Genomic DNA, 21,373 nt, shown 5'->3' with positions numbered 1-21,373 from the left:
TTTGGTGCTGATCAATCTGCACATCTTTAAATTAACTGTATTTTTTAACTTTGCAAATACTCTATAGTCACAAAATATAAAGTTTATTTTTTACAACATTTTGAAAACATAAAAATATCGTAATGTTCCCCTAGGCGGTTTGAAATTGCGCGGTATTGTGAAAAAAGAAATGATCCATTTGAGAGGTTGAAAGTTTGAACTTCCGAGATGAAGAGTTAAATAATGCAGGCATGATATTCAAACGGGTAAGCGTGGGTAGTAACGATTCTCGGAAGTCTTTTGGGGTTATTTTACGCGGTGTATAGTGAGGCCAATGAATCTTGGCATATTGGTGTGCTTGAACGGCATTCAGCCAGAATGGGAAATAGACTTCTTCTGAGGCTGATTTCATTGCCCAGCCATCGTGATAAAGTCCCCAAAGTACACCACAATACATCAGTGATTTTAGAATAGAAATTTTAATAAACAATTCGTTCGATATAGGTTGGAGGTGAGTATACTTCTTCATAGTCGATAGTCTGTTTATGTACCAGGGTTATTGTAATAGAAATACATTCAAGAACTGTGAGTGGTTTATGCTGAATCGTAAGCATTTATTAAAACAATAAAAAATGTATCAAATGCGTAATTATTTATTAATAGAATAAAAAAGGACATTAAAAAACGCCACCTAGGTGACGTTTGCTTATGCTTGCATCGTGGCCATCTTTTGCCAGTACTGCGCTTTTAAAGAATCACGTTCTACGCGGAAACCTTGGTAGTAAAGTTCTGCAAGAAACATTGCTGCTTTACCATGTCCAGCTTTTGCTGCATCTTCTAATGCTTTTACTGCTTCTACAAAGTTCATTTCACATTGAATTGTATTTACAGCGTCTGCATAAACATGTTCTAAGTCTTGATGAGAGATTTGGTGAATCATAGATAACTCCTTATTGTAATTATGATCTTTTAACATAGCTCCCCATCGGAGCTTATACTTAACTAATCTAACTTAACTTTATTAAACTAATATTACAGTTTGCATAACTTGTCAAGTAATTTTAAATCTACACTTGACGAAAATAAGATTACATGATTAAACATTAAACAGAAATAATATTTATTAAAATCAATATGAGAATTAAGACAAAGGGAGAGCAAAAATGACAAACACGATAGATGGCTTTACTTTTGAAGTACCCGCTGCTGAGTCTCAGATTGTTGAATTAGCTCAGTATCATCGTCGGCAGTTGGATGAAGCAATTTATCATCAAGAAATTCATCTTGGTGATTATTGTTTGGCTCAACGCAAACGTGTATACGATTATACCAGAAATTTAGACCCAGCGCAAAAAAAGAACTTTTACCATGTTTATGATGGGGAATTAAGGCGTCTTGCTGATGACGACGATTTGCATCCTGCACATGCTGAAGGTGGAGTAAGTATTTTTGCTGTATGCATAGCTTTAGCAATTATTGCAATCATTCTATATTTTGCATTTTTACGCGCAACCATTGCTTGATGGATGTAGCTTGGGATCATTCAAACTTTATCGGATTTAATCTGAAGCCCTTTTCTAAAGACGAGGGCTTTTGTGTATATAATCCATGCAATAATTGAGCGGGGAAAGTTCAATGAGCATGTGCTGGGATTCACCGATGTTACTCTCAATCAAAGCATCAGCAACTATCGCTGTAGTCTTGTTCAGGTATCGTTCAGAAAGCGCTATATTTTTATATTCATAATGATAAACTATCTGTAATTAGAGGTAGTTCATGCAAAAAATCAAAGATTATTTTCAAAAATTATGCTATTTATTTCCTGTGGAAAAAATCTTGAATTCTTTTGTTGTTGTGATCATCACACTGATGATTGTACTGGCAACATTGGCTTTGTTGCGTCCAATTAGTCCAGAACAATATCAATATGTTATTCAATATTCACAACAAGCAGCGTATCCTCAAACCCAAAATATAGCCAATCAATTACGACATCAGGATCAAATCTGTGTTGCTGATTATCTGCGGTTATTGCGAGCTTATCACTTTGAAAATCAACGTGTCAGAGAATATCCCGCTGTAGATATTACCGATCCTAAATAGTCTTCAAATGTTATTTTGAAGATTATTCCTGAGGACGGATGGTTTTTTTGATGATTAATGCTGGGATATCAGGCATCGGATTTGTTGCTGTTTTTTGCGTTTGATTGGGCTGGTTTTGATTATTCTCACCTAGATCTTCTGTTAACATCTGTTTGAGTGCCTGTTGATCGAGTGTAGGTGCGACAATGACCAGCGTAAGTCGATCTGCACGAAGATGCTTTTGAATGGCTGCTTGAACCTGTTTGACAGTTATCTGACTCAGTTGTTTTTGATACTGGGCTAAATAATCAGCAGGCAGTTGATAAAATCCAATCGATGCAATTTGCGCATTAATATTTGCATTTGAACTAAAGGTCATGGGGAAAGAACGTAACATTCCTTCTTTGGTTTCTTCGAGTTGCTTCTTTAGCACAGGTTTTTTGACAAAATCACGTAATGCTTGATGTGCCACTTGAATACTGTCCATCAACTGATTTTGTTCAGTTGCATAATTCACACTGAAAAACCCTTGTGCCAAAGTGGTGGCCAATGTGCTATATGCGCCGTAGGTATAGCCACGCTTGACCCGAAGTTCTTTCATAAGCACTGAATTAAAGCCACTGCCACCAAACATTTGGTTGGCAACTTCTAAAGCCACGCGATCGGGATCACTGCGTTTTATACCCAGATGCCCCATCATGACATTGGCTTGGGTGGAATTAAATGGAATGTAATGGAGATTAAAATCACTTTGCTCTTGTGGTTCAGGCAGTGCTCCAGCTGCTTCACCTTGAGTAATATTTTGGCTCATCGTATTGGCAAGTCGAGTAGCATCAGCAGCACTAAGATTACCCGTAATGGCAATATTCATATTTTGGGCAACCAATAATTTCTGTCTAAACAAGCGTAGTAACTCAGGAGTAATTTTTTTTAAACTGCCATTGGTCCCAACAGTAGGTTCCGCATAAGGATGTTGTCCATATAACGCGCGATAAAAACGGATGTTCATCATCCTGCTTGGATTTTCTTGAATTTGTTTTTGCCCAACTTTGGTATTGTTGAGGACAAGATTCAGACCAGATGGATTAAACTGAGCATGATTGAGTACATGTAACATCATATTGACTGCTGGATTTAATTTTTCCGGGTCTGACAGTACGCGTAATCTTACAACAAACATGTCTCGATATGCGGTCACATTAAACTGAGCGCCCAATCCCTCAAAAGTGGATGCAATCTCTTTCGCTGAAAATTGGTCTGTACCCTCCGTGATGAGTTTTGCTGCCATATTTGCCATACCGAATAGACCTTGCCCAAGGGCCTGGTCTTGTGAAGAACCTGCATTAAAAGTGAGCTGAATATCCACAATAGGGAGGTCAGTTGTCGATACAAATAAGGTCCTTACTTTTTGGATATTGTCTAGATCTTGTACAAAGGGAGTCTGATACTGTTGCTGCTTATCTAAATTTTTTAAACTCTGTAAGCTTGAACTGGCTTTTAACACTGCGTCATCTAAGACATTCTCGCTTTCATCATGATTATCGATTTCGACTTCGGCGTGATTGACGCTTGAATAGAGCAAGGTGATGAAGATGAGTAATGGTGTTGTGAATGGATAAATAGAGAATGATCTGAGATTCATGCTGTGTCCTTATTTATTCTTTTGAATCTTCGGGTAATAAATACAAACTACTGAGATTGTCTTTGACAAAGTAAATATTGGCGATACGTTGTAAATCTTGCGGTGTCACTTTGTCATAGTGTTTAGGTAACTCATCCATCAAACGAAAACTTAAGCCGTTTACTTCTAAATTACCAATCATGTTGGCTTGTCCAGCAATATCATCTTGGCTATAGATCAAGTTGGAAACAAAGTTATTTTTCACTCGATCAAGTTCGGCTTGATTGACCAAGTCTGTTTTAAATAAGTTCATTTCTTTTTCAATTGCTTTCTGTGCATCCGGGAGTGATACACCATCGCTCGGTATGGCTGAAATCATAAATAAACTGTCCCCTCGATTATAGGGGTCATAACTGACACTGATGGCGGTGAGTACTTTTTTATCGCGAATCAAACGATCTTGTAAACGCGCTGAAATTCCTCCATCGAGTAGTGATTGAATGATTGTCAGCGCATAAGCATCCTGTGGGTTTTTCGCTGTGGCAATGGATTTAACATTCCATGCCATAAATAGATTAGGGACGTGTACAGGGAGGTGCACTTCCATGTGTCGATAACCCATACGATCAAATTCCAGCACATCATTACGATCAGGAAGTTTTTTTTGGGGAATTGCTGCAAAGTATTTTTCGACCTGTTTCAATGCCTGTTCTGCATTGACATCCCCTACAATGACGAGTGTGGCATTATTGGGTGTATACCAAGTTTGATACCAATGTTTGAGATCATCCAGACGAATATTTTGCAGATTCTTCATAAATCCAATCACGGGCTGTCGATGATGGCTGGTTGGATAGGCAATCCATTTAAAACGTTCAAAGGCAAGATTGCGTGGATTATCGTCTGTTCTTTGTCGTCTTTCCTCCATAACGACTTTAATTTCAGGATCAAAATCCTGTTGTCTCAATACCAAATTGGTCATTCGATCTGCTTCAAGTTCTAAAGCTAAAGGAAAGTATTTTTTAGGATAAAGCTGATAGTAATTGGTGTAGTTGGTATAAGTTGCGGCATTTGTACGCCCGCCATAAATGCGACTCAATCGTGCGAATTCATCATCAGGTACTTTCTTGGTTCCTTTAAACATCATATGTTCAAGGACATGTGAAATACCTAAAACATTGCCAGATTCATCACTACTGCCGACGCCGTACCAAATTTGGGTCATAACAATAGGAGAGCGGTGATCTTCGCGAATAATAACTTTTAGACCATTCTTAAGTGTGGTTTCAAAAGTTGTACGTGCAAGTTGGCTTTCTAGTGCTGAATGAAGCTGAGTATTAAAAGTATAGGTGGATAAGAATAATAAAGGCGCAATAATAACTTTGGAGTGTTGCATAAGTTGTAAGAATTTAGATTTCAAAATATACACAGATGACCTAAAAAAATTATTCTAAATTTATAACTATTCTCAAAAAATGAACCATTTAAAGCAAGACGATAATGTTGCATTTTGGTTCGCTTGTTTTATCGCTGCTTTAACGCTAAAAATGTTTCAATTTATGTTAAACTCATTGTTTTTAACGCTATGCTTTTCAAGGAATCGGCATGCAAGAACAGCAAAATAAATTCTTGATTGATGCGGATATCGGGGATGACGATGTCACATTACCTAGTTTACCAGCCGTCAATGTGCCTATTATTGAAAATAATAAAGTAGAAACACCGAAAACGGAATCTACTCAAGCCGATAGTCAAGAACAACAGATTGAGGCGACTGAAGAAAAAGCCAAAAGCGGTTTTTTCAGTCGTATGAAAGAAGGTTTGTCAAAATCACGTAAAAGCTTCGCTGATGGGATGGTTAACATTCTGATTGGCGGGAAAGAGATTGATGATGAATTGCTTGAAGAAGTTGAAGAACAGCTTTTAGTCGCTGATATTGGTGTTGAAGCGACAAAGACCATTATTGCGAATTTAACCGAGCGTACTGAACGTGGAGATTTGATCTATTCGCATTCACTGTATAAAGCTTTGCAAGAAGAGTTGGTCACATTACTGGCACCACGTGTAAAACCGTTACATATCGATCCAAATAAAAATCCATTTGTGATTTTAGTGGTAGGGGTAAACGGTGTTGGTAAAACAACCACTATTGGTAAGTTGGCAAAACGTTTACAGGGTGAAGGCAAAAAGGTCATGCTTGCAGCAGGTGATACATTCCGTGCAGCAGCAACTGAACAACTTCAGATCTGGGGTGAGCGTAATAATATTGCTGTTGTTGCTCAAGGTCATGGTGCAGATAGCGCCTCTGTGATTTTTGATGCTTTTGAAAGTGCGCGTGCCAAGGGTGTGGATGTACTTATCGCAGATACTGCTGGACGTTTGCACAACAAAAGTAACTTGATGTCTGAGCTTACCAAAGTAAAACGCGTGATGCAGAAAATTGATGCCACAGCACCACACGAGGTGATGCTGGTTGTAGACGCGGGTACTGGGCAAAATGCCATTAATCAAGTTGAAATGTTTGATGAAGCTGTAGGTCTTACTGGTTTAACGATCACTAAATTGGATGGTACTGCAAAAGGTGGGGTGTTATTTAATATTGCCAGCCGCACACATGTACCAATTCGTTTTATTGGTGTTGGTGAAAAAATTGATGACCTGCGTCCATTCTCTGCTAAATCATTTGTTGCTGCACTTTTTGAAACGGATAAATAATCTTAAACGTTATTAAGCGCCAAAAAAACTCCGCCAAATGCGGAGTTTTTTATTATGTATATCTTTTACAAAATAAAAGATATTGAAAATGCTCGGCTCAGTATAAATAGCTTTATCCATACCTGCAATTTATAGCTCGGTTGAATCAGGAGTAACTCTAGAGCTTGGTATGGTTCCATCAGTAATAATCAAATCAATTGCTGTTCCAAGTGAATTGACCGCCAAATGTATTTTGGAAGAGGGCTAAGCTCTGCATTTTGATTGATTTAACAAGCATAAAACCATCATCGTTGTAATTTTTTAAATTCCGGCAGTGAGCATCAACTGAGAGAGGAGGATACTGATGATAAAAGTAAAGTGTTGCTGTAAATGGTTTTTAAGTTAATTGAGATAACGCACAAATGTAGCTAGATCAAAGAGAATTCTGTTAATCCCTGATCTTGTTTTTGAATGCTAATAAATGTCGCTATTTTCAATATTGTTCTAAATATAGAACACATTGTTATGTATTTATGCATGGAAACAGTCAAAATCATGCAATAAACTCTGTCTATGTTAAAGAAAACGGCATATAGTGCCAAAGAAGGATTACCATCATGTCATTTTTAGATCAAATCAAACATCGTCGTACAATTTATGCATTGGGTAAAGATATCAGCTTAGACCAAGCAAAAGTCGAAGAAATCATCAAAGATGCAGTAAAACACAGTCCATCTGCATTTAACTCACAATCTTCTCGTGCAGTTATTTTATTTGGTGATTCACACGTAAAATTTTGGACCATAGTTTTAGAAACTTTACGTAAAATTGTTCCTGCTGAAGCATTTGAAGGCACAGCAGGTAAAATTAACAGCTTTATTGCTGGCGCAGGTTCAGTACTATTTTACGAAGATTTAAGCGTAGTGAAAGGATTGCAAGAGCAGTTCCCACTTTACGCAGACAACTTCCCAGTTTGGGCTGAGCATTCGACTGCAATTGCCCAGTTTGCAACTTGGACGGCTTTGTCTGAAGCGGGTATTGGTGCATCTTTACAGCATTACAACCCAATCGTTGATGAAGAAGTCGCAGAAACATTTGAAATTCCTGCTGATTGGAAACTTCGTGCACAATTGGTATTTGGTTCAATTGAAACGCCGGCTGGTGAAAAAGCATTTATTGAAGATGCTGCGCGTTTCAAAACATTTAATTAAGGTTAAACGAGATTGAATCTATGTTGGATGAATGTTGCATCGATTCAGATCCTGTTTAATCCCATCCAACCTGCTGAAGAGACCAATCTTTAGCAGGTTTTTATTTCCTCGATTTTCAAAACAATAAAGTCAATCATAAAGCTCATTCAATTAATTTTAATCATTGCTTAGCATGCAATCGGTCATGTTTTAAGTCTAAATACTGAACTATCAATCAAAGTTAGAATATTTCGAACAATTCTTTACATAGAATTATCACTTTACTTTATCGACATTGGGCTTTATTCGTGGCTTAATCTTTGCTCAAGGAAAAAAAGTGTATTTAAAAATGAGTAAATTAGCGTAGATTCAGCACTTTGGTCTAATTTAGACATTTTAAAAACTTTATACACTGTAAATAGCCATTCAAATTGATGATATTGTCGGATTTCTGATCGTTATTTTTTAAGTTAATGTTTGCATTTATTTTAATTGAAATGATCACTATTTAGGAATGTGATAATACTATTCAGTATGGTTTAAATCGGTATACTAGAAACTCTTGTTATAAAAAGTAGCAATATCAGGAAAGACAATGACTGCACGTATTCAAAAAGGCAAGTTAGCGATTGCTAAAGAACTTTACGATTTCATCGAAAATGAAGCACTACCAGGTTCTGGTTTGGACAGTGAAACATACTGGAAAAACTTTGAGCAAGTTGTTGTCGATCTTAGCCCAAAGAATAAGGCGCTTTTAGCAAAGCGTGACGAGATTCAGGCTAAAATTGATGAATGGCACCGCAACAATAAATTTGAACTTGAAGCTTATAAAGCTTTCCTAAAAGAAATTGGCTACTTATTACCAGAAGTAGAGGATTTCCAAATCAGCACAGAAAATGTAGATGAAGAAATCGCATTATTGGCTGGTGCACAGTTGGTTGTACCTGTGCGTAATGCACGTTACTGCCTAAATGCAGCAAATGCACGTTGGGGATCTCTATACGATGCACTTTACGGTTTTGACGTTATCTCTGAAGAGGGTGGCGCAGAAAAAGGTAAAGGCTATAATCCTTTACGTGGCGACAAAGTTATTGCTTTTGCAAAGAACTTCTTAAATGAAACATTCCCGCTTGCGAATGGCTCACATGCAGATGCAACTCGATATGCAGTTGAAGATAAAAAATTAGTGGTCACCTTAAAAGATGGTTCAACCACCACTTTAGCAAAAGAAGCACAATTTGTTGGTTTCAATGGTGAAGAAGCTGCACCTGTTGAAATCGTACTGCTTAATAATGGTTTACATGTCATTATTGAAATTGATGCAAATAGTCCGATTGGTAAAACGGATGCAGCTGGTGTTAAAGATCTTGTATTGGAAGCTGCTGTAACAACGATTCAGGATTTGGAAGATTCGATTGCTGCTGTAGATGCGGAAGAAAAAGTTGAAGGCTACCGTAATTGGTTAGGCTTGATGAAGGGTACGCTTGAAGAGTCTATCGAGAAAAATGGTAAAACCGTTACTCGTAAATTAAACAAGGACCGCAGCCATAAAAATCTAATCGGTGGCGAAACAACTCTCCATGGTCGTTCATTGATGTTGCTTCGTAATGTAGGTCATTTAATGACTAATCCAGCAATCCTTGTGGATGGTGCTGAAATTTACGAAGGTATTATGGATGCTTTGATCACGCCATTGCTTTCTTTTGCAGACATTAAAGGTCAAAACGAAAACAAGAACTCTCGTAAAGGTTCTATGTATATTGTTAAACCAAAAATGCATGGTCCAGAAGAAGTTGCTTTCGCTGTTGAATTATTTGAACGCGCTGAACAAGCATTGGGTTTACCAGCAAAAACCTTGAAAATCGGAATTATGGATGAGGAACGCCGTACATCTGTAAACTTGAAAAACTGTATCGCTCAAGCAAAAGACCGTACGATTTTCATTAATACAGGCTTTATGGACCGTACAGGTGATGAAATCCATACATTCATGGAAGCAGGGCCATTTGTTCGTAAAGGTGAAGTAAAATCGCAAATTTGGTTCCCGGCATATGAAAATCGTAACGTGATGGTCGGTCTTCAAGCTGGTCTACGTGGCAAAGCACAAATTGGTAAAGGCATGTGGCCAAAACCAGATATGCTTTTAGACATGTACAAAACCAAGATCGAGCATCCTGAAGCTGGCGCAAGCTGTGCTTGGGTTCCTTCTCCATCGGGTGCAGTGATTCATGCGATTCATTATCATCAGTGCAACGTTTCAGCGCGTCAGCAAGAGTTATTGAAGACTGAAGCTTTGCCATTGGATGATTTGCTTACTCCTCCGTTGGCGACTGATACAAACTGGTCTGAAGAAGAGAAAACCAAAGAGCTTGAAAACAATCTTCAAGGTATTTTGGGTTATGTTGTACGTTGGGTCGACTTGGGTGTAGGTTGTTCTAAAGTGCCGGATATTAATAATGTCGGTTTGATGGAAGATCGCGCAACTTTACGTATTTCATCTCAGCATGTTGCTAACTGGTTACGTCATGGTATCGTTACTCCACAACAAGTTGAAGAAGTTATGCAGCGTATGGCAAAAATTGTGGATGAGCAAAATGCCAACGATCCGGAATATACCAACATGGCACCAAGCTTTGATGGTTATGCCTATAAAGCTGCTTACGATTTAGTCTTCAAAGGCGGTGAGCAACCTTCAGGTTACACTGAACCATTATTGCACGCATACCGTTTGAAATTAAAAGGTTATACAGGTGATTAATTTTACACTGTAGATTTTAATTTAAACATAAAGCCTCTTCGGAGGCTTTATTACTTTTAAAGGGTTAAAAAAGACAGTTTAAAGACCAGAAAATTTGTTTTAGCTGAAAGCCAACAATACGAAAACTCTGCTACAATTTAAAAGAGTTAATTATTATGTTGAATTATAAATGACATCAATTCTGAAATTAGATGCGCTGAAAGATGCTGAAGTGATAACGAAACCTTATCCATTCTTTGTGGTTGAAAATGCATTGGCAGATAATGAAGTTCAAGCAGTAATCAAGGATTTTCCAAAAATTGAACAGGGTGGCAGCTTCAACATCGAAGATGTTGAAATTAAACCTAATTTTGATCGCTTTTTAAAATCCCTGGATACGCCAGAGTTTCGTCAAATTCTGACAGATAAATTTGATGTCAATGTAATGGAGCATCCGATGATGATTACCTTACGTGGTTATTCTCGTCAAAAAGATGGACGTATTCATAGTGATTCTAAAAGCAAACTGTTGACCATTTTGATTTATTTGAATGAATCATGGGATGCACCAAATGGTCGTTTACGTATTTTAAATGACGACAAAGATATCAATAACTATGTTGCAGAGATTGGGGCAGGCCCAGGTTCTCTGGTTGCATTTAAAGTCACTGATAATGGTTGGCATGGCTATATTCCTTATGAAGGCCAGCGTCAATCGATTCAAATCAACTTTTTAACCAGTGAAAAAGCCAATGCGAAACATAAATTTTTCCATGGTTTAAGCGCAAAAGTTAAAAAAATCTTTGGATAAGCTATTTCAGGTAGACTTCGGTTAATTCTAAATATACCAGGAGTATTGAGTTGGATCACATTTATAAAACCCTGAGCATGAATGTGACCAACCCATCATCATATTTTTATGTGTGCTAATTTTAAACCGATCACAGCTCTACAAGTTAAACAACTTGGCTTGCCCGACTTTTCATTTACCTATCAAGAAGAAGTGTTCCCTAGTTTTGAAATGCCGTTACTTTTTAACGCCCAAACAGGGCTTGAATGGCGTTTGGTCAATTTTGGATTGATTCCGAAATGGGCAGAAGATAAAGAAGCCGGCAAGCATACCTATAATGCTCGTAATGAAACCTTGATTGAAAAACGTAGTTTTACAGAAGCTTTCAGCAAGTGCCAATTCGGGGTGATTCCTGTTACAGTGTTTTACGAATCAAAATATATCAACGGAAAGCCACAGCGTTGGGGAGTGAGAAGAAGGGATGGGCAGGCATTTTATATTGCGGCATTATATGAAATTGCACGGTTAAAAAATGGTGAAGTTATTCGGTCAGCAACAATGATCAGCATGGATGCCCATTTTCATCCCATGATGAGTGAGTTTCATGAACCACGAACGGATAAGCGTTCTGTAGTCGTAATCCCACATCATAGATTGGATGAGTGGCTCAACTTAAAACAACCTGATATTTCGAGTTTTATAGAGGGGTTTCCCGTGGAGGAGTTTGAATGCTTTTATTGTCCTAAACAACGTAATGACATTAACTCTCCACAGTTAAGTATGTTTGGGGAATAATTTCAACATCAATGCGAGAGATTTTTAAAAATAATTTTTAAGTTCTCTATGGTTTTTTCAATTTGAAGTGGGGTCAGCCCTTCGAAGGATTGTTCTAAAATAACACCCATTAAATCATTGATTTTTTGGGTTATTTGTTTACCTTCTTCAGTTAAACAGACGCGTGTAATCCGTTTATCTTTTTTGCAAGAATACGTGTCTACAAGTCCTTCTTCTTTTAAACGATAGACAATTTTTGTGGTTGTCGACATTTTAGAGACAATCATTTCGGAAAGCTCAGATACACTGGCATCGGGTTTGGCTTCTAGTGAAACCAATAAACGTCGACGTGAATTATCAACCCCATATTTTTTGAGGACTTGGTCTAAGTTCAAGACATACTGAGCATGGACCTGTGTAATCCAATAATAAGGAAAGTTTTCAATATTAAAATTTTCTGCAGAAGGCAGAAATTTTGAATATTTTTTAGTCATCTGAATGTCCCTGTTTTTTTGTAATTATTGCCATATGTTAAGCACTAATAATATTTTATTTCGAATATCTGAATCAATATGTGTGTCAAACTTAAAGCTAAAAAACAAGAAAAATCGACGAAAAATAGATCCATCTGGAAAATTAACTTAAGTTAAACTATTCCATAAATACATAGAAAAACTGTTTTTATATGAATAGATAACAACATCATATAGGGAAAAAAAGTTGCTTCTTCATGCAATTGCAGATCAGTACTTTCATGTCTTTCAATCTCTAAAATACATTGTAAATTATTTAAAAAAACTAAATTAATGAGTTTGTCTTAAAAAAAATACTCAAATTGAAAGATACCCCTTTTAATCTTTGATGATCAAAATGAAAGATTGATTTAGCCTCAGTATAAAGAACAAACTTAATGAACTTTGTTCATCACTTCTTTCCGTGATTCAAGCCATAAATTTCAACAATGTTTTGCCACAAAATAGGTTTATTTGTTAAGCAAATTAACATCAATTGTTATTATATCTGAAAAATAAAAAAAACCAAGTTGACTTTATAAAAAATATTGTTGCTTGTACTTTATTATTTTCACACTTATTTTATATAAATGCATAATATATCAATTTTTTGATATAAAAAATTCAATAAAATCAATAGATAAAAAATCAGTAAAATTTATCGCAATCTGCGGCTATATTCTTGAGTTGTCCAACTGTTTATGGTCAATAAAGGGAATGTTTGACGAGGAGATGAAGCTTTGAAAAAATGCGGAATATCTAAAGATTAAATAAATGTAAAAATTTAATGAAAAATAATTACAAGTCTTCGATATTGTGCATAATAAAATTAATTTAGTTGAAAAGGTCTCATTCATGGATCCGTCGCCGTGTAGGTTTAGTTCGTGTTTCTCCAATTTATATAGTTATAAGAATAAACAGGAGATCTAATAATGGAATTTTTATTAGACCCTGGAATTTGGGTTGGTCTGTTAACCCTCATCGTTTTAGAAATTGTACTGGGTATTGATAACCTCGTATTTATTGCCATTCTTGCAGATAAACTTCCTCCTGAACAACGTGATAAAGCACGTGTTATTGGTCTTTCTTTAGCCTTGATTATGCGTTTAGGCTTATTGTCAATCATATCTTGGTTGGTCACTTTGACAAAACCACTGATTGCATTTGCAGGATTTTCATTTTCAGGAAGAGACCTGATTTTATTATTTGGTGGTCTTTTCCTTGTTTATAAAGCAGTGACTGAATTACATGAAAAAATGGAAGGGAAGCCTGAGGTAAAAAGTTCAGGTGCTGCTGTATATGCGAGTTTCTGGGCGGTTGTTGCTCAAATCATTGTATTAGATGCAGTATTTTCTCTAGACTCAGTAATCACCGCCATAGGAATGGTTGACAATATATATGTCATGATGGCTGCGGTTACTATCGCAGTAATTGTGATGTTAATTGCCTCTAAACCATTGACGTCGTTTGTAAACAAACATCCTACAGTTGTTATTCTCTGTCTGAGCTTCCTTCTATTGATTGGTGTCAGTTTAATTGCAGAAGGCTTTGGTTTCCATATTCCTAAAGGCTACATCTATTCAGGTATTGGTGTTGCGATTTTAATTGAGGCATTTAATCAATTCTCAAGCCGTAATGCAGAGAAACATCAAGCCAAAACTCCATTGCGTCATCGTACAGCAGATTCAATTTTAAAGTTGATGGGAAGTAAATTAGATGCTGATTTACTACAAAGTCCTGAAGCCTTAGCTGCGCAGAAAGCGTTTGGTGATGAAGAGCGCTATATGGTGGGTGGAGTACTTACTCTTGCTGAACGCTCAGTGGCATCGATTATGACGCCTAGATCACAGATTTCATGGATCAATCTTGATGACGATGCTGAAAGTATTCGTCAGCAAATTTTAGCTGTACCCCATAGTTTATTTCCTGTTTGTCGTGGACAATTGGACAAAGTGGTGACCGTTGTTCGCGCCAAAGAGCTTATTGATGTTCTGGATGAACCAGAACAATTACAAACTTTATTGAAACGTAATCGACCAATCTTTATTTTTGAAAAAATGAAGGTTATTGATGCAATTCATACTCTTAGAACATCCAAGGGTTCACTGGTTTTAGTCAGCAATGAGTTTGGAAATATTCAAGGTTTGATTTCTCCACTTGACGTGTTTGAAGCCATCGCCGGTGAGTTTCCAGATGCCGATGAACAGTTGGAACTGATTAAAGTCGATGAAACCACTTGGAAGGCATCGGGTATGCTTGACTTGTATCAGCTTGAGTTAGAGTTAGGAATGCTTGATCTCGTTCAAGAAGATTCTGGCTATTTTAGTGTAGCTGGCTTAATTCTGGATAAAACGCAAGGTGATGCACATTTGGGGACGCAAATTGAACATGAAGGAATATGGTTTGAAGTCATAGAAATGGATGAGAATCGAATCAAAACGGTAAAAATTACCCGTCCAGAGCAGTTTTCATAATCAGTGTCAGTGCCTAGATTGATTTAAATGATTCATCCTTGAGAAAAATGCCTCAGTCATGAGGCATTTTTTTTGAATAAAAAGAGCACTTAAACAGGATTACGTATTTAAGTGCTGGAAACTAAAGTGTTGGATTAAATATTTTCTGCGTCATGATTGGCCAAAGATTTTGATGGCTTTTTTTAAACATCAGCATATGCCCAATCATTTTATGACCATGTTGTTGTGGGTTAAGCTCGATCATATCTGTTGCAGCTTTAGGATAAAGGCGAAGTAGGTCTTTTACGTTGGTTGAGGTTGCAATCTCATCATCTGAAGACCAATAGGAGGTAATAGGACACTCAATCTCTTGATGATAATCTTCAAATACGGTTTTACCCACGGCATTCATTACATAACCAGGTTGACTACAGAATTCTGCCCATTGCTTTGCTACTTTTTGCGGTAGATTCTCTCCCATACCCAACATTTTAGTTGCACCGTAACCTTTGATGAGATTTGAAATCGGAAAGACCAAGTTAAACATGACAGGTGCTAAGCGTTTAGTGCGACCTTTAAGACCTTTTACATGACCTGTAGAACCAGATACTGAAATAACCTGTGCGACTTTCTTATAGTTTGGAACAATACCGAGCAATTGACCGCCTGCACTATGGCCAATGAGTGTTAGTTGACTTTTACCGGTCTTGTTTAAAAGCGATTCAATAGCAGCAGGAATATCTAGCTGCCCCCAATCTTGAATACTGGCTTTGGACTGATTCAATGGTCCGTGCAACGAGTCACCAATACCGCGGAAATCAAAGACCATAACATCAGCACCTTGCTGAGTCAGCCATTCGATAAAATGATGATAAAAACCTTGTGTAATACCTGTTGCTGGACAAACCAAAATCGGTAAATCGTGGGTTGGTTGTTTTGCCGGGTAAAAACGTGCACTTAAGCTATAGCTATCCGCACAGCAAATGGTTAAATTCTCATATATTGTCATCATAACAGTCCATAGATGATTCTTAGCACCTACTTTACATAAGTTCCAAAAAGAAACTTGTTTAAAATATGACTATCTAGTCAGGTGTATATAATGAAAAGGAAATATAGAGGGTTTAAATGGAAGTCGTTAATCTCAGCTTGTCAGTCAAGCTTGCAGTGATTTTTAGTGGAATCTATTTGTGGGTAGGAATGCTTACTGGTGTTTGGAAGTACGTCCAGATTAGCCGTTCAGAACTTGGCAGAGCACACTATTATGTCGATATAGCACATCGCAGTAGCTTGCTTTATGCACCTGCAAGCTTAATTTTGGCGGTAATGGCGTACTGCTCGAGTTTTCAGGAAATAATTAATTTACTCTGTGTCATGGTGAATTTATTTTTTTTTAGTTTTTCTATAGCAAGTTATGTTTTACATGGCTGGCTCAAAGATACGACGAATCAATTTAAGCAGCCCCATCAACTAGGCAATATACATTTACCGAAAACGTTACTTCGTTTAGCAATGATTTTATTGGTGATCGGAGAGATTTTTGCAACAGGAGTATTACTTTTAGGGATGATCAAAGGATTATTTTAATTTTTTGTTATACATGAAGATGGATGCTTGGCATCCATCTTTCATTCAGTGATTTTTGCGAGTTTTCGCGACTTATGATCTACAACATCCCAAATATAAAAAGCCGCAGATACAGCTAATGCATAGGCAAAATATTCAGGTTTTAAATTGTCCTGAATAAGTCCGTGGATGAGCAGGGTAGCCAAAAGGGCAATCGTTGTACTCAAATATGTGACTAGTTTTGTGTTTGCCTTCAAAGAATTAATGAAGACTTGCTTGTTGAAATGTAATGATAACATCTCCATCCCTCCTGTCTGCTCGACAAAAACCTAATTGTTTTAGTCTGGATTGGTTTATTCAGTTGTACCATATTTAATAATTATTTCAAGAGCAAATACTTCTATTATTCAAAATAATTATGACATATTTATTACAAATATGACTTATTTTATAAAAAATGAAAATATAAGTGATTTTTTTCTTAAATAGTGTAGTTAATGTTGAATAAGTGTGAATTGGTTATCAAATTAAAATACAGCAACTTATAATATGTGCAAGAGAATTTTGACTAAAGTCGATGAAAATTATGCAATATTTATGCAAGTTTTATAAAAAATTATGATCATGGGTAAAAAACAGATTTTAATTGTAGTAAATTGTAAATTGCTGTGATTTGTGGTTGAATTTTGAGCAGGTTGTAATCCTGCATATCATATATAGGTAAAATTCTTGTTGTCTAACTAATTTAGAAAATCATGTTCAGGATGTAAAGTGTAAATGTAGTTTACAGCAATCAAGAATAATGGGATGGCAAGTATTGAATTCGTTTTGAGTTGTGTCGCAAACAATAACAGTCTGTTGGGTAAACATGACAATTATTGATCACAGTTAAAATTGGATTTGGGTAAAATCAAATTTTAATGACGATGGTTAAGACGCTTTATTTCTTAACTTTATCGATAACGACACAAACAATTAAAACAATCAATGATGGAATAAGCCAAGCAAGGTTTTGTTCATTTAAAGGCAAGTTTTGGATCACTAAGGGTAAACTATCTTTAAATTCCGTGACTTTAATACCTTCAATAATTCCAAATAAAAATGCAACGCCAGTTACTGGTGCAATTACTGTTGCAGGATGATTAAATTTGCTCCAAAAGAAGCTCAATAGAATAACCACAATAGCGGGTGGGTAAATTGCACTGAGGACAGGTACAGAGAATGCAATCAGTTTAGTCAAACCTAAATTTGAAATGACCAAAGAGAATAAAACTAAAATGATCACTAAAACTTTATAAGGAATTTTAGTCAGTTCGGAGAAGTATTCTGCACATGCACAGGTTAATCCAATTGCAGTGACCATACAGGCAATAAAAATTAAAGCAGTAAGAAATAATGAGCCAAGATCGCCAAAAGCATGCTGAACATAGGCATGCAAAATCACTGCACCGTTTGCTGCATTGGGTGCTGCATCATGACTGCCTAAACCCAGTTTAAATAAGCTGATATAAACCAGTGTTAAACCGACACCAGAAATTAAACTTGCAATAATGGCATATTTAGTTACCAGTTTTTTATCAGTGACACCACGAGAATGAATGGCGTGGATAATCACGATACCAAACACCAATGCACCTAAAGTGTCCATGGTTAGATAACCATTTACAAAGCCTTCAGAAACAGGGCTGGTTGCATAATTATTTATGGCAGGAGAAATTGAACCCGTCGGGATGATAAAGGCTGCAATACCAAGAATTGCCAGTGCAATAATCTTAAGTGGAGCAAGAATATGACCTACGGTATCCAAAAGTTTGTTTGGATAAAGAGACACTAATGTTACAAAAGCAAAGTAAATCACGCTATAAATAAATAGCGGCGTACCACCTGTACCAAAGTATGATGAAAAACCAATTTCATACGAAACTGTGGCAGTACGTGGCGTTGCAAAAAGTGGACCGACTGATAAGTAGCATACGACGGTCAGAATTAAGCTTGCAACTTTGCCTAAAGGAGAACTTAAAATGGCAATAGAACCTTCAGTTTTTGAAAGTGCCATAATGGTGATTACAGGTAAGCCTACAGCGGTGATTAGAAAACCTAATGCTGCCAGCCATACATGTTCACCTGCTTGTTGAGCGACAATGGGTGGAAAGATAATATTGCCTGCCCCAATAAATAAGGCAAAAGTCATGAACCCTAAAGCAATAATATCCTTGGTACGGAGATTAGTCATAAAGTGTGGTTAAAAACGCAAAACAGCGATTTTAGTGGAAATGCGACATTTTTTGTATTTTATTTTATGGATAATATTCCTGTTTTTTATAAATTTTAACCAATTAACCATATGAGTTATATTTATGTGGATGATTCAGCTCTTAATTTGGTTAAATTCGAATAAGACATTTTTATAGAAAATTTTATGTGCTTAAAAAGCAAATCATCGCGGTTTAATACTCATTTTAATCATTACGAGTACCACTCCACATTTTTAAGTTATATCCTCTACAAGAAAAAGCCCTAAAGCAATTGAAAAAGCATATAATATCAATTCACTTTTGCGGACAGATCCAATGAAAGCTTCCACAGTCACCATCAAAACTGAACAAGACCTTGAAAAACTCAGAGTGTCAGGGCGTCTAGCGGCTCAAGTTTTAGAAATGATTGGTGCATATGTTAAGCCAGGCGTAACAACTGAATATTTGGATGATATCTGTAATGATTATATTGTGAATACCCTCAAGGTTATACCGGCGAATGTGGGATACTATGGTTATACAAAAACCACCTGTATTTCACCGAACGAAGTGGTATGCCATGGTATTCCATCCAAGAATACTGTTTTAAATGATGGTGATATTATCAATATTGATGTTGCAATCATTAAAGATGGTTATTTTGGCGATACCAGCCGTATGTATTATGTGGGTACTGTCAAGCCTGAATCTAAAAAGCTAGTAGAAACTACATATAAGGCGATGGTTGCAGGCATACATGCCGTAAGACCAGGTGCAACACTTGGTGATATTGGTCACGCCATCCAAACTGTTGGTCAAGGTGAAGGTTATAGTATTGTTCGTGAATATTGTGGTCATGGAATTGGCAAAATTTATCACGAACAGCCTAATGTGCTGCATTATGGAAAACCAGGACAGGGGCTTGTATTGAAACAAGGTATGGTATTTACCATTGAACCTATGATTAATGCCGGTAAAGCCAGTGTAAAAGAATTAAAAGATGGCTGGACTGTTGTGACCGCAGATAAATCTTTATCTGCCCAGTGGGAACATATGGTTGCTGTGACGGAAACAGGATTTGAACTGTTAACACCTTGGCCTGAAGGTACAGGTCATTATCCTGAAATCTAAAACTTTGGTCTAATGTTTGGCAGGTTTGACGCCTGTTATAAATTTTTATATTAAAAAAAATGAGATGTTTTCAACGTTAATTTTTACAGTTGTGAACTGTTTAATTTTATTCTAGCGTAAAAAATTATTGAGTTAGTTTTTTTATATATTGGTTTGCGTGTTAATTGGTCATTATAATCTGCCGCAGATTCTCTTGAAGTTTCTATTGTTGTTACAAGTTTCAAGCTTATCCATCCTAGGATAAGCTTTTTTTTATTTAAAATTGCCTTTCTCTATCGTATAAATTTTAAATTCAACAGCTTTTTAAACATATTGTGGCGCTGTATTGTTTGAAACAATAGAAGCATGAATGCATCTATTCAACTGAAGTTTGGATAAGGTAAGTCAAGCACTCATCTTATCGTGAGCAGTTATTTTCTGACGCCGAAATTTAAAATCAGTGAAACGGCAAAACCAAATAATAATCCCCAAAATGCAGAACCAATCCCAAAGAACTGTATCCCAGAGGCACTAAATAGAAAGGTCAGTAATGCCGCCTCACGGTCCTTGACTTCATGAAATGCAATCGCAATGTTGTGGCTGATGGTGCCAAACAATGCGATACCCGCCAAAGCAACGATAAATAAGTGTGGAAAAGACATCAATAAACTTGTTAATGTAGCTGCAAATAGCCCCATTAAAATATAGAAAAATCCACAGCTCATACCTGCAATGTAGCGTTTAGATGGATCAGGATGGACCTGATCATCAAGACTTACTGCCGCACTAATTGCTGCAATATTCACGGTATAACAACCAAAAGGAGAGAGCAGCGTTTGAGCCGTACCTGTCCAACCAATCAACTGATTGACATGTGGTTGATAGCCATAACTTTTAATCATGGCAATCCCAGGTAAGTATTGAGATGCCATATTGATCACAAATAACGGTAGCGCCAGTCCCAAAATTGCAGACCATGTGAATTCAGGCGCCATCCATACAGGTTTTGCCAATCCCCAATGCATTACTGGAACATGAAACTCCATAAAGAAAGGACAGATGATGATTCCTGCAATTACAGTAATCACGATACAGTAACGTGCCCATAAACGTTTTGTAATCACATAGACTGCCAATAAACTGAGGATAAATGCCCAGTCATTTTGCATACTGGCAAATAAGGCGATTCCAAATTTTAGCAATACCCCTGCCAACATGGCACTGGTCAAACTCTGTGGAATATAATTGATTATTTTTGCAAAAATACCTGAAAACCCAAGAACTGCTGTAAGCAAACCTGATACCAAAAAAGCGCCGATGGCTTCATAAAGTGAATAACCACTTGCTGTTGCAATGATTAATGCGAGTGCAGCAGTCGACCATGAGGTTGCAACGGGATATTTGAATTTCCAAGACAGAATTAAGCCTGAAAGACCAATACCGAGACCTAATGCCCAAAACCATGAGGTAATTTGTGCTGGATTTGCACCAAGTAATTGAGCAGCTTGAATCACCAAAACAGCTGAAACACTGATACCAATAAGAAAAGTTATAAAGCCTGCGAATACAGCAGGTACTGAGAAGTCTTGGAGAAGCTTTTGCATGATCCCTTGCTTTTAAATTTGATTGAA

General features: G+C 36.9%; 19 protein-coding genes. 10 read left to right on the top strand and 9 right to left on the bottom strand.

Annotated features, from left to right (window positions below):
* Nucleotides 1-130 precede the first annotated feature (130 nt).
* Both OSH00_RS07020 and OSH00_RS07015 read right to left on the bottom strand, forming a co-directional pair.
* Entirely contained in the window at nt 131-508 is a 378-nt protein-coding gene (locus OSH00_RS07020) for a DUF2750 domain-containing protein (protein ID WP_196074965.1), read from the bottom strand.
* Between the two features lie 177 nt (nt 509-685).
* A complete protein-coding gene (locus OSH00_RS07015; RefSeq protein WP_004719607.1) occupies nt 686-919 on the bottom strand; it encodes a hypothetical protein in 234 nt (77 codons plus the stop codon).
* Between the two features lie 223 nt (nt 920-1,142).
* On the opposite strand from OSH00_RS07015, the gene OSH00_RS07010 reads away from it, so the two are divergent.
* Together OSH00_RS07010 and OSH00_RS07005 are read left to right on the top strand one after the other, a co-directional pair.
* Complete coding sequence (locus OSH00_RS07010) at nt 1,143-1,502, top strand: hypothetical protein (protein ID WP_266129824.1); 360 nt, start codon at nt 1,143-1,145, stop codon at nt 1,500-1,502.
* 253 nt (nt 1,503-1,755) lie between these two features.
* Nucleotides 1,756-2,082, top strand: coding sequence for a hypothetical protein (locus OSH00_RS07005; RefSeq protein WP_266129823.1), 327 nt, complete (start codon nt 1,756-1,758; stop codon nt 2,080-2,082).
* 22 nt (nt 2,083-2,104) lie between these two features.
* On the opposite strand, the gene OSH00_RS07000 is transcribed toward OSH00_RS07005, so the two are convergent.
* Nucleotides 2,105-3,703: a M16 family metallopeptidase gene (locus tag OSH00_RS07000; RefSeq protein WP_266129822.1), complete on the bottom strand. Its 1,599-nt coding sequence runs from the start codon at nt 3,701-3,703 to the stop codon at nt 2,105-2,107.
* Nucleotides 3,704-3,716: 13 nt separating this feature from the next.
* Nucleotides 3,717-5,078, bottom strand: a complete 1,362-nt coding sequence (locus OSH00_RS06995) for a M16 family metallopeptidase (RefSeq protein WP_266129858.1) — start codon at nt 5,076-5,078, stop codon at nt 3,717-3,719.
* A 209-nt stretch (nt 5,079-5,287) separates the two neighbouring features.
* On the opposite strand from OSH00_RS06995, the gene ftsY reads away from it, so the two are divergent.
* From ftsY to OSH00_RS06970, 5 genes are all read left to right on the top strand, one after another.
* Nucleotides 5,288-6,397 carry a signal recognition particle-docking protein FtsY gene (gene ftsY / locus OSH00_RS06990; protein WP_266129821.1) on the top strand — a complete coding sequence of 370 codons (1,110 nt, stop codon included), beginning with the start codon at nt 5,288-5,290 and terminating at the stop codon, nt 6,395-6,397.
* A 593-nt stretch (nt 6,398-6,990) separates the two neighbouring features.
* Nucleotides 6,991-7,587 carry a nitroreductase family protein gene (locus OSH00_RS06985; protein WP_266129857.1) on the top strand — a complete coding sequence of 199 codons (597 nt, stop codon included), beginning with the start codon at nt 6,991-6,993 and terminating at the stop codon, nt 7,585-7,587.
* A gap of 574 nt (nt 7,588-8,161) precedes the next feature.
* A complete protein-coding gene (locus tag OSH00_RS06980) occupies nt 8,162-10,324 on the top strand; it encodes a malate synthase G (RefSeq protein WP_266129820.1) in 2,163 nt (720 codons plus the stop codon).
* Nucleotides 10,325-10,493: 169 nt separating this feature from the next.
* Nucleotides 10,494-11,114 (top strand): 2OG-Fe(II) oxygenase, encoded by a 621-nt coding sequence (locus OSH00_RS06975; RefSeq protein ID WP_266129819.1) that lies wholly within the window; start codon nt 10,494-10,496, stop codon nt 11,112-11,114.
* A 108-nt stretch (nt 11,115-11,222) separates the two neighbouring features.
* On the top strand, nt 11,223-11,888 hold the full coding sequence (locus OSH00_RS06970) for an SOS response-associated peptidase (RefSeq protein ID WP_266129818.1): 666 nt from the start codon (nt 11,223-11,225) through the stop codon (nt 11,886-11,888).
* An 8-nt stretch (nt 11,889-11,896) separates the two neighbouring features.
* Here OSH00_RS06970 and OSH00_RS06965 read toward each other — a convergent pair whose 3' ends face one another.
* On the bottom strand, nt 11,897-12,361 hold the full coding sequence (locus OSH00_RS06965) for a MarR family winged helix-turn-helix transcriptional regulator (protein WP_266129817.1): 465 nt from the start codon (nt 12,359-12,361) through the stop codon (nt 11,897-11,899).
* Nucleotides 12,362-13,311: 950 nt separating this feature from the next.
* On the opposite strand from OSH00_RS06965, the gene OSH00_RS06960 reads away from it, so the two are divergent.
* On the top strand, nt 13,312-14,853 hold the full coding sequence (locus OSH00_RS06960) for a TerC family protein (RefSeq protein ID WP_266129816.1): 1,542 nt from the start codon (nt 13,312-13,314) through the stop codon (nt 14,851-14,853).
* Between the two features lie 121 nt (nt 14,854-14,974).
* On the opposite strand, the gene OSH00_RS06955 is transcribed toward OSH00_RS06960, so the two are convergent.
* Nucleotides 14,975-15,841 carry an alpha/beta hydrolase family protein gene (locus tag OSH00_RS06955; RefSeq protein ID WP_266129856.1) on the bottom strand — a complete coding sequence of 289 codons (867 nt, stop codon included), beginning with the start codon at nt 15,839-15,841 and terminating at the stop codon, nt 14,975-14,977.
* A 119-nt stretch (nt 15,842-15,960) separates the two neighbouring features.
* On the opposite strand from OSH00_RS06955, the gene OSH00_RS06950 reads away from it, so the two are divergent.
* Nucleotides 15,961-16,419 (top strand): hypothetical protein, encoded by a 459-nt coding sequence (locus OSH00_RS06950; RefSeq protein WP_266129815.1) that lies wholly within the window; start codon nt 15,961-15,963, stop codon nt 16,417-16,419.
* A 41-nt stretch (nt 16,420-16,460) separates the two neighbouring features.
* Here the strand turns inward: OSH00_RS06950 and OSH00_RS06945 are convergent, their stop codons facing one another.
* Together OSH00_RS06945 and brnQ are read right to left on the bottom strand one after the other, a co-directional pair.
* Nucleotides 16,461-16,697: a hypothetical protein gene (locus OSH00_RS06945; protein ID WP_196076277.1), complete on the bottom strand. Its 237-nt coding sequence runs from the start codon at nt 16,695-16,697 to the stop codon at nt 16,461-16,463.
* 641 nt (nt 16,698-17,338) lie between these two features.
* The gene (gene brnQ / locus OSH00_RS06940; RefSeq protein ID WP_266129814.1) at nt 17,339-18,631 is read right to left on the bottom strand and encodes a branched-chain amino acid transport system II carrier protein; all 1,293 of its coding nucleotides are present in this window, start codon (nt 18,629-18,631) and stop codon (nt 17,339-17,341) included.
* A 337-nt stretch (nt 18,632-18,968) separates the two neighbouring features.
* Between brnQ and map the strand changes: the two genes are divergently transcribed.
* The gene (map, locus tag OSH00_RS06935) at nt 18,969-19,763 is read left to right on the top strand and encodes a type I methionyl aminopeptidase (protein WP_266129813.1); all 795 of its coding nucleotides are present in this window, start codon (nt 18,969-18,971) and stop codon (nt 19,761-19,763) included.
* Between the two features lie 410 nt (nt 19,764-20,173).
* Here the strand turns inward: map and OSH00_RS06930 are convergent, their stop codons facing one another.
* A complete protein-coding gene (locus tag OSH00_RS06930) occupies nt 20,174-21,346 on the bottom strand; it encodes a benzoate/H(+) symporter BenE family transporter (protein WP_266129812.1) in 1,173 nt (390 codons plus the stop codon).
* Nucleotides 21,347-21,373 lie beyond the last annotated feature (27 nt).

Origin of the sequence: Acinetobacter nematophilus (genome assembly GCF_026344175.1) — a bacterium.
Classification (GTDB): Bacteria; Pseudomonadota; Gammaproteobacteria; order Pseudomonadales; family Moraxellaceae; genus Acinetobacter; species Acinetobacter nematophilus.
This window is presented reverse-complemented; position numbering and strand designations above follow the sequence as displayed.

Excerpts from the sequence above, each read along its gene's own strand:
- OSH00_RS07020 (WP_196074965.1), bottom strand. The coding sequence starts at position 508 with ATGAAGAAGTATACTCACCTCCAACCTATATCGAACGAATTGTTTATT.
- OSH00_RS07015 (WP_004719607.1), bottom strand. The coding sequence starts at position 919 with ATGATTCACCAAATCTCTCATCAAGACTTAGAACATGTTTATGCAGAC.
- OSH00_RS07010 (WP_266129824.1), top strand. The coding sequence starts at position 1,143 with ATGACAAACACGATAGATGGCTTTACTTTTGAAGTACCCGCTGCTGAG.
- OSH00_RS07005 (WP_266129823.1), top strand. The coding sequence starts at position 1,756 with ATGCAAAAAATCAAAGATTATTTTCAAAAATTATGCTATTTATTTCCT.
- OSH00_RS07000 (WP_266129822.1), bottom strand. The coding sequence starts at position 3,703 with ATGAATCTCAGATCATTCTCTATTTATCCATTCACAACACCATTACTC.
- OSH00_RS06995 (WP_266129858.1), bottom strand. The coding sequence starts at position 5,078 with ATGCAACACTCCAAAGTTATTATTGCGCCTTTATTATTCTTATCCACC.
- ftsY (WP_266129821.1), top strand. The coding sequence starts at position 5,288 with ATGCAAGAACAGCAAAATAAATTCTTGATTGATGCGGATATCGGGGAT.
- OSH00_RS06980 (WP_266129820.1), top strand. The coding sequence starts at position 8,162 with ATGACTGCACGTATTCAAAAAGGCAAGTTAGCGATTGCTAAAGAACTT.
- OSH00_RS06975 (WP_266129819.1), top strand. The coding sequence starts at position 10,494 with ATGACATCAATTCTGAAATTAGATGCGCTGAAAGATGCTGAAGTGATA.
- OSH00_RS06970 (WP_266129818.1), top strand. The coding sequence starts at position 11,223 with ATGTGTGCTAATTTTAAACCGATCACAGCTCTACAAGTTAAACAACTT.
- OSH00_RS06965 (WP_266129817.1), bottom strand. The coding sequence starts at position 12,361 with ATGACTAAAAAATATTCAAAATTTCTGCCTTCTGCAGAAAATTTTAAT.
- OSH00_RS06960 (WP_266129816.1), top strand. The coding sequence starts at position 13,312 with ATGGAATTTTTATTAGACCCTGGAATTTGGGTTGGTCTGTTAACCCTC.
- OSH00_RS06955 (WP_266129856.1), bottom strand. The coding sequence starts at position 15,841 with ATGACAATATATGAGAATTTAACCATTTGCTGTGCGGATAGCTATAGC.
- OSH00_RS06950 (WP_266129815.1), top strand. The coding sequence starts at position 15,961 with ATGGAAGTCGTTAATCTCAGCTTGTCAGTCAAGCTTGCAGTGATTTTT.
- OSH00_RS06945 (WP_196076277.1), bottom strand. The coding sequence starts at position 16,697 with ATGTTATCATTACATTTCAACAAGCAAGTCTTCATTAATTCTTTGAAG.
- brnQ (WP_266129814.1), bottom strand. The coding sequence starts at position 18,631 with ATGACTAATCTCCGTACCAAGGATATTATTGCTTTAGGGTTCATGACT.
- map (WP_266129813.1), top strand. The coding sequence starts at position 18,969 with ATGAAAGCTTCCACAGTCACCATCAAAACTGAACAAGACCTTGAAAAA.
- OSH00_RS06930 (WP_266129812.1), bottom strand. The coding sequence starts at position 21,346 with ATGCAAAAGCTTCTCCAAGACTTCTCAGTACCTGCTGTATTCGCAGGC.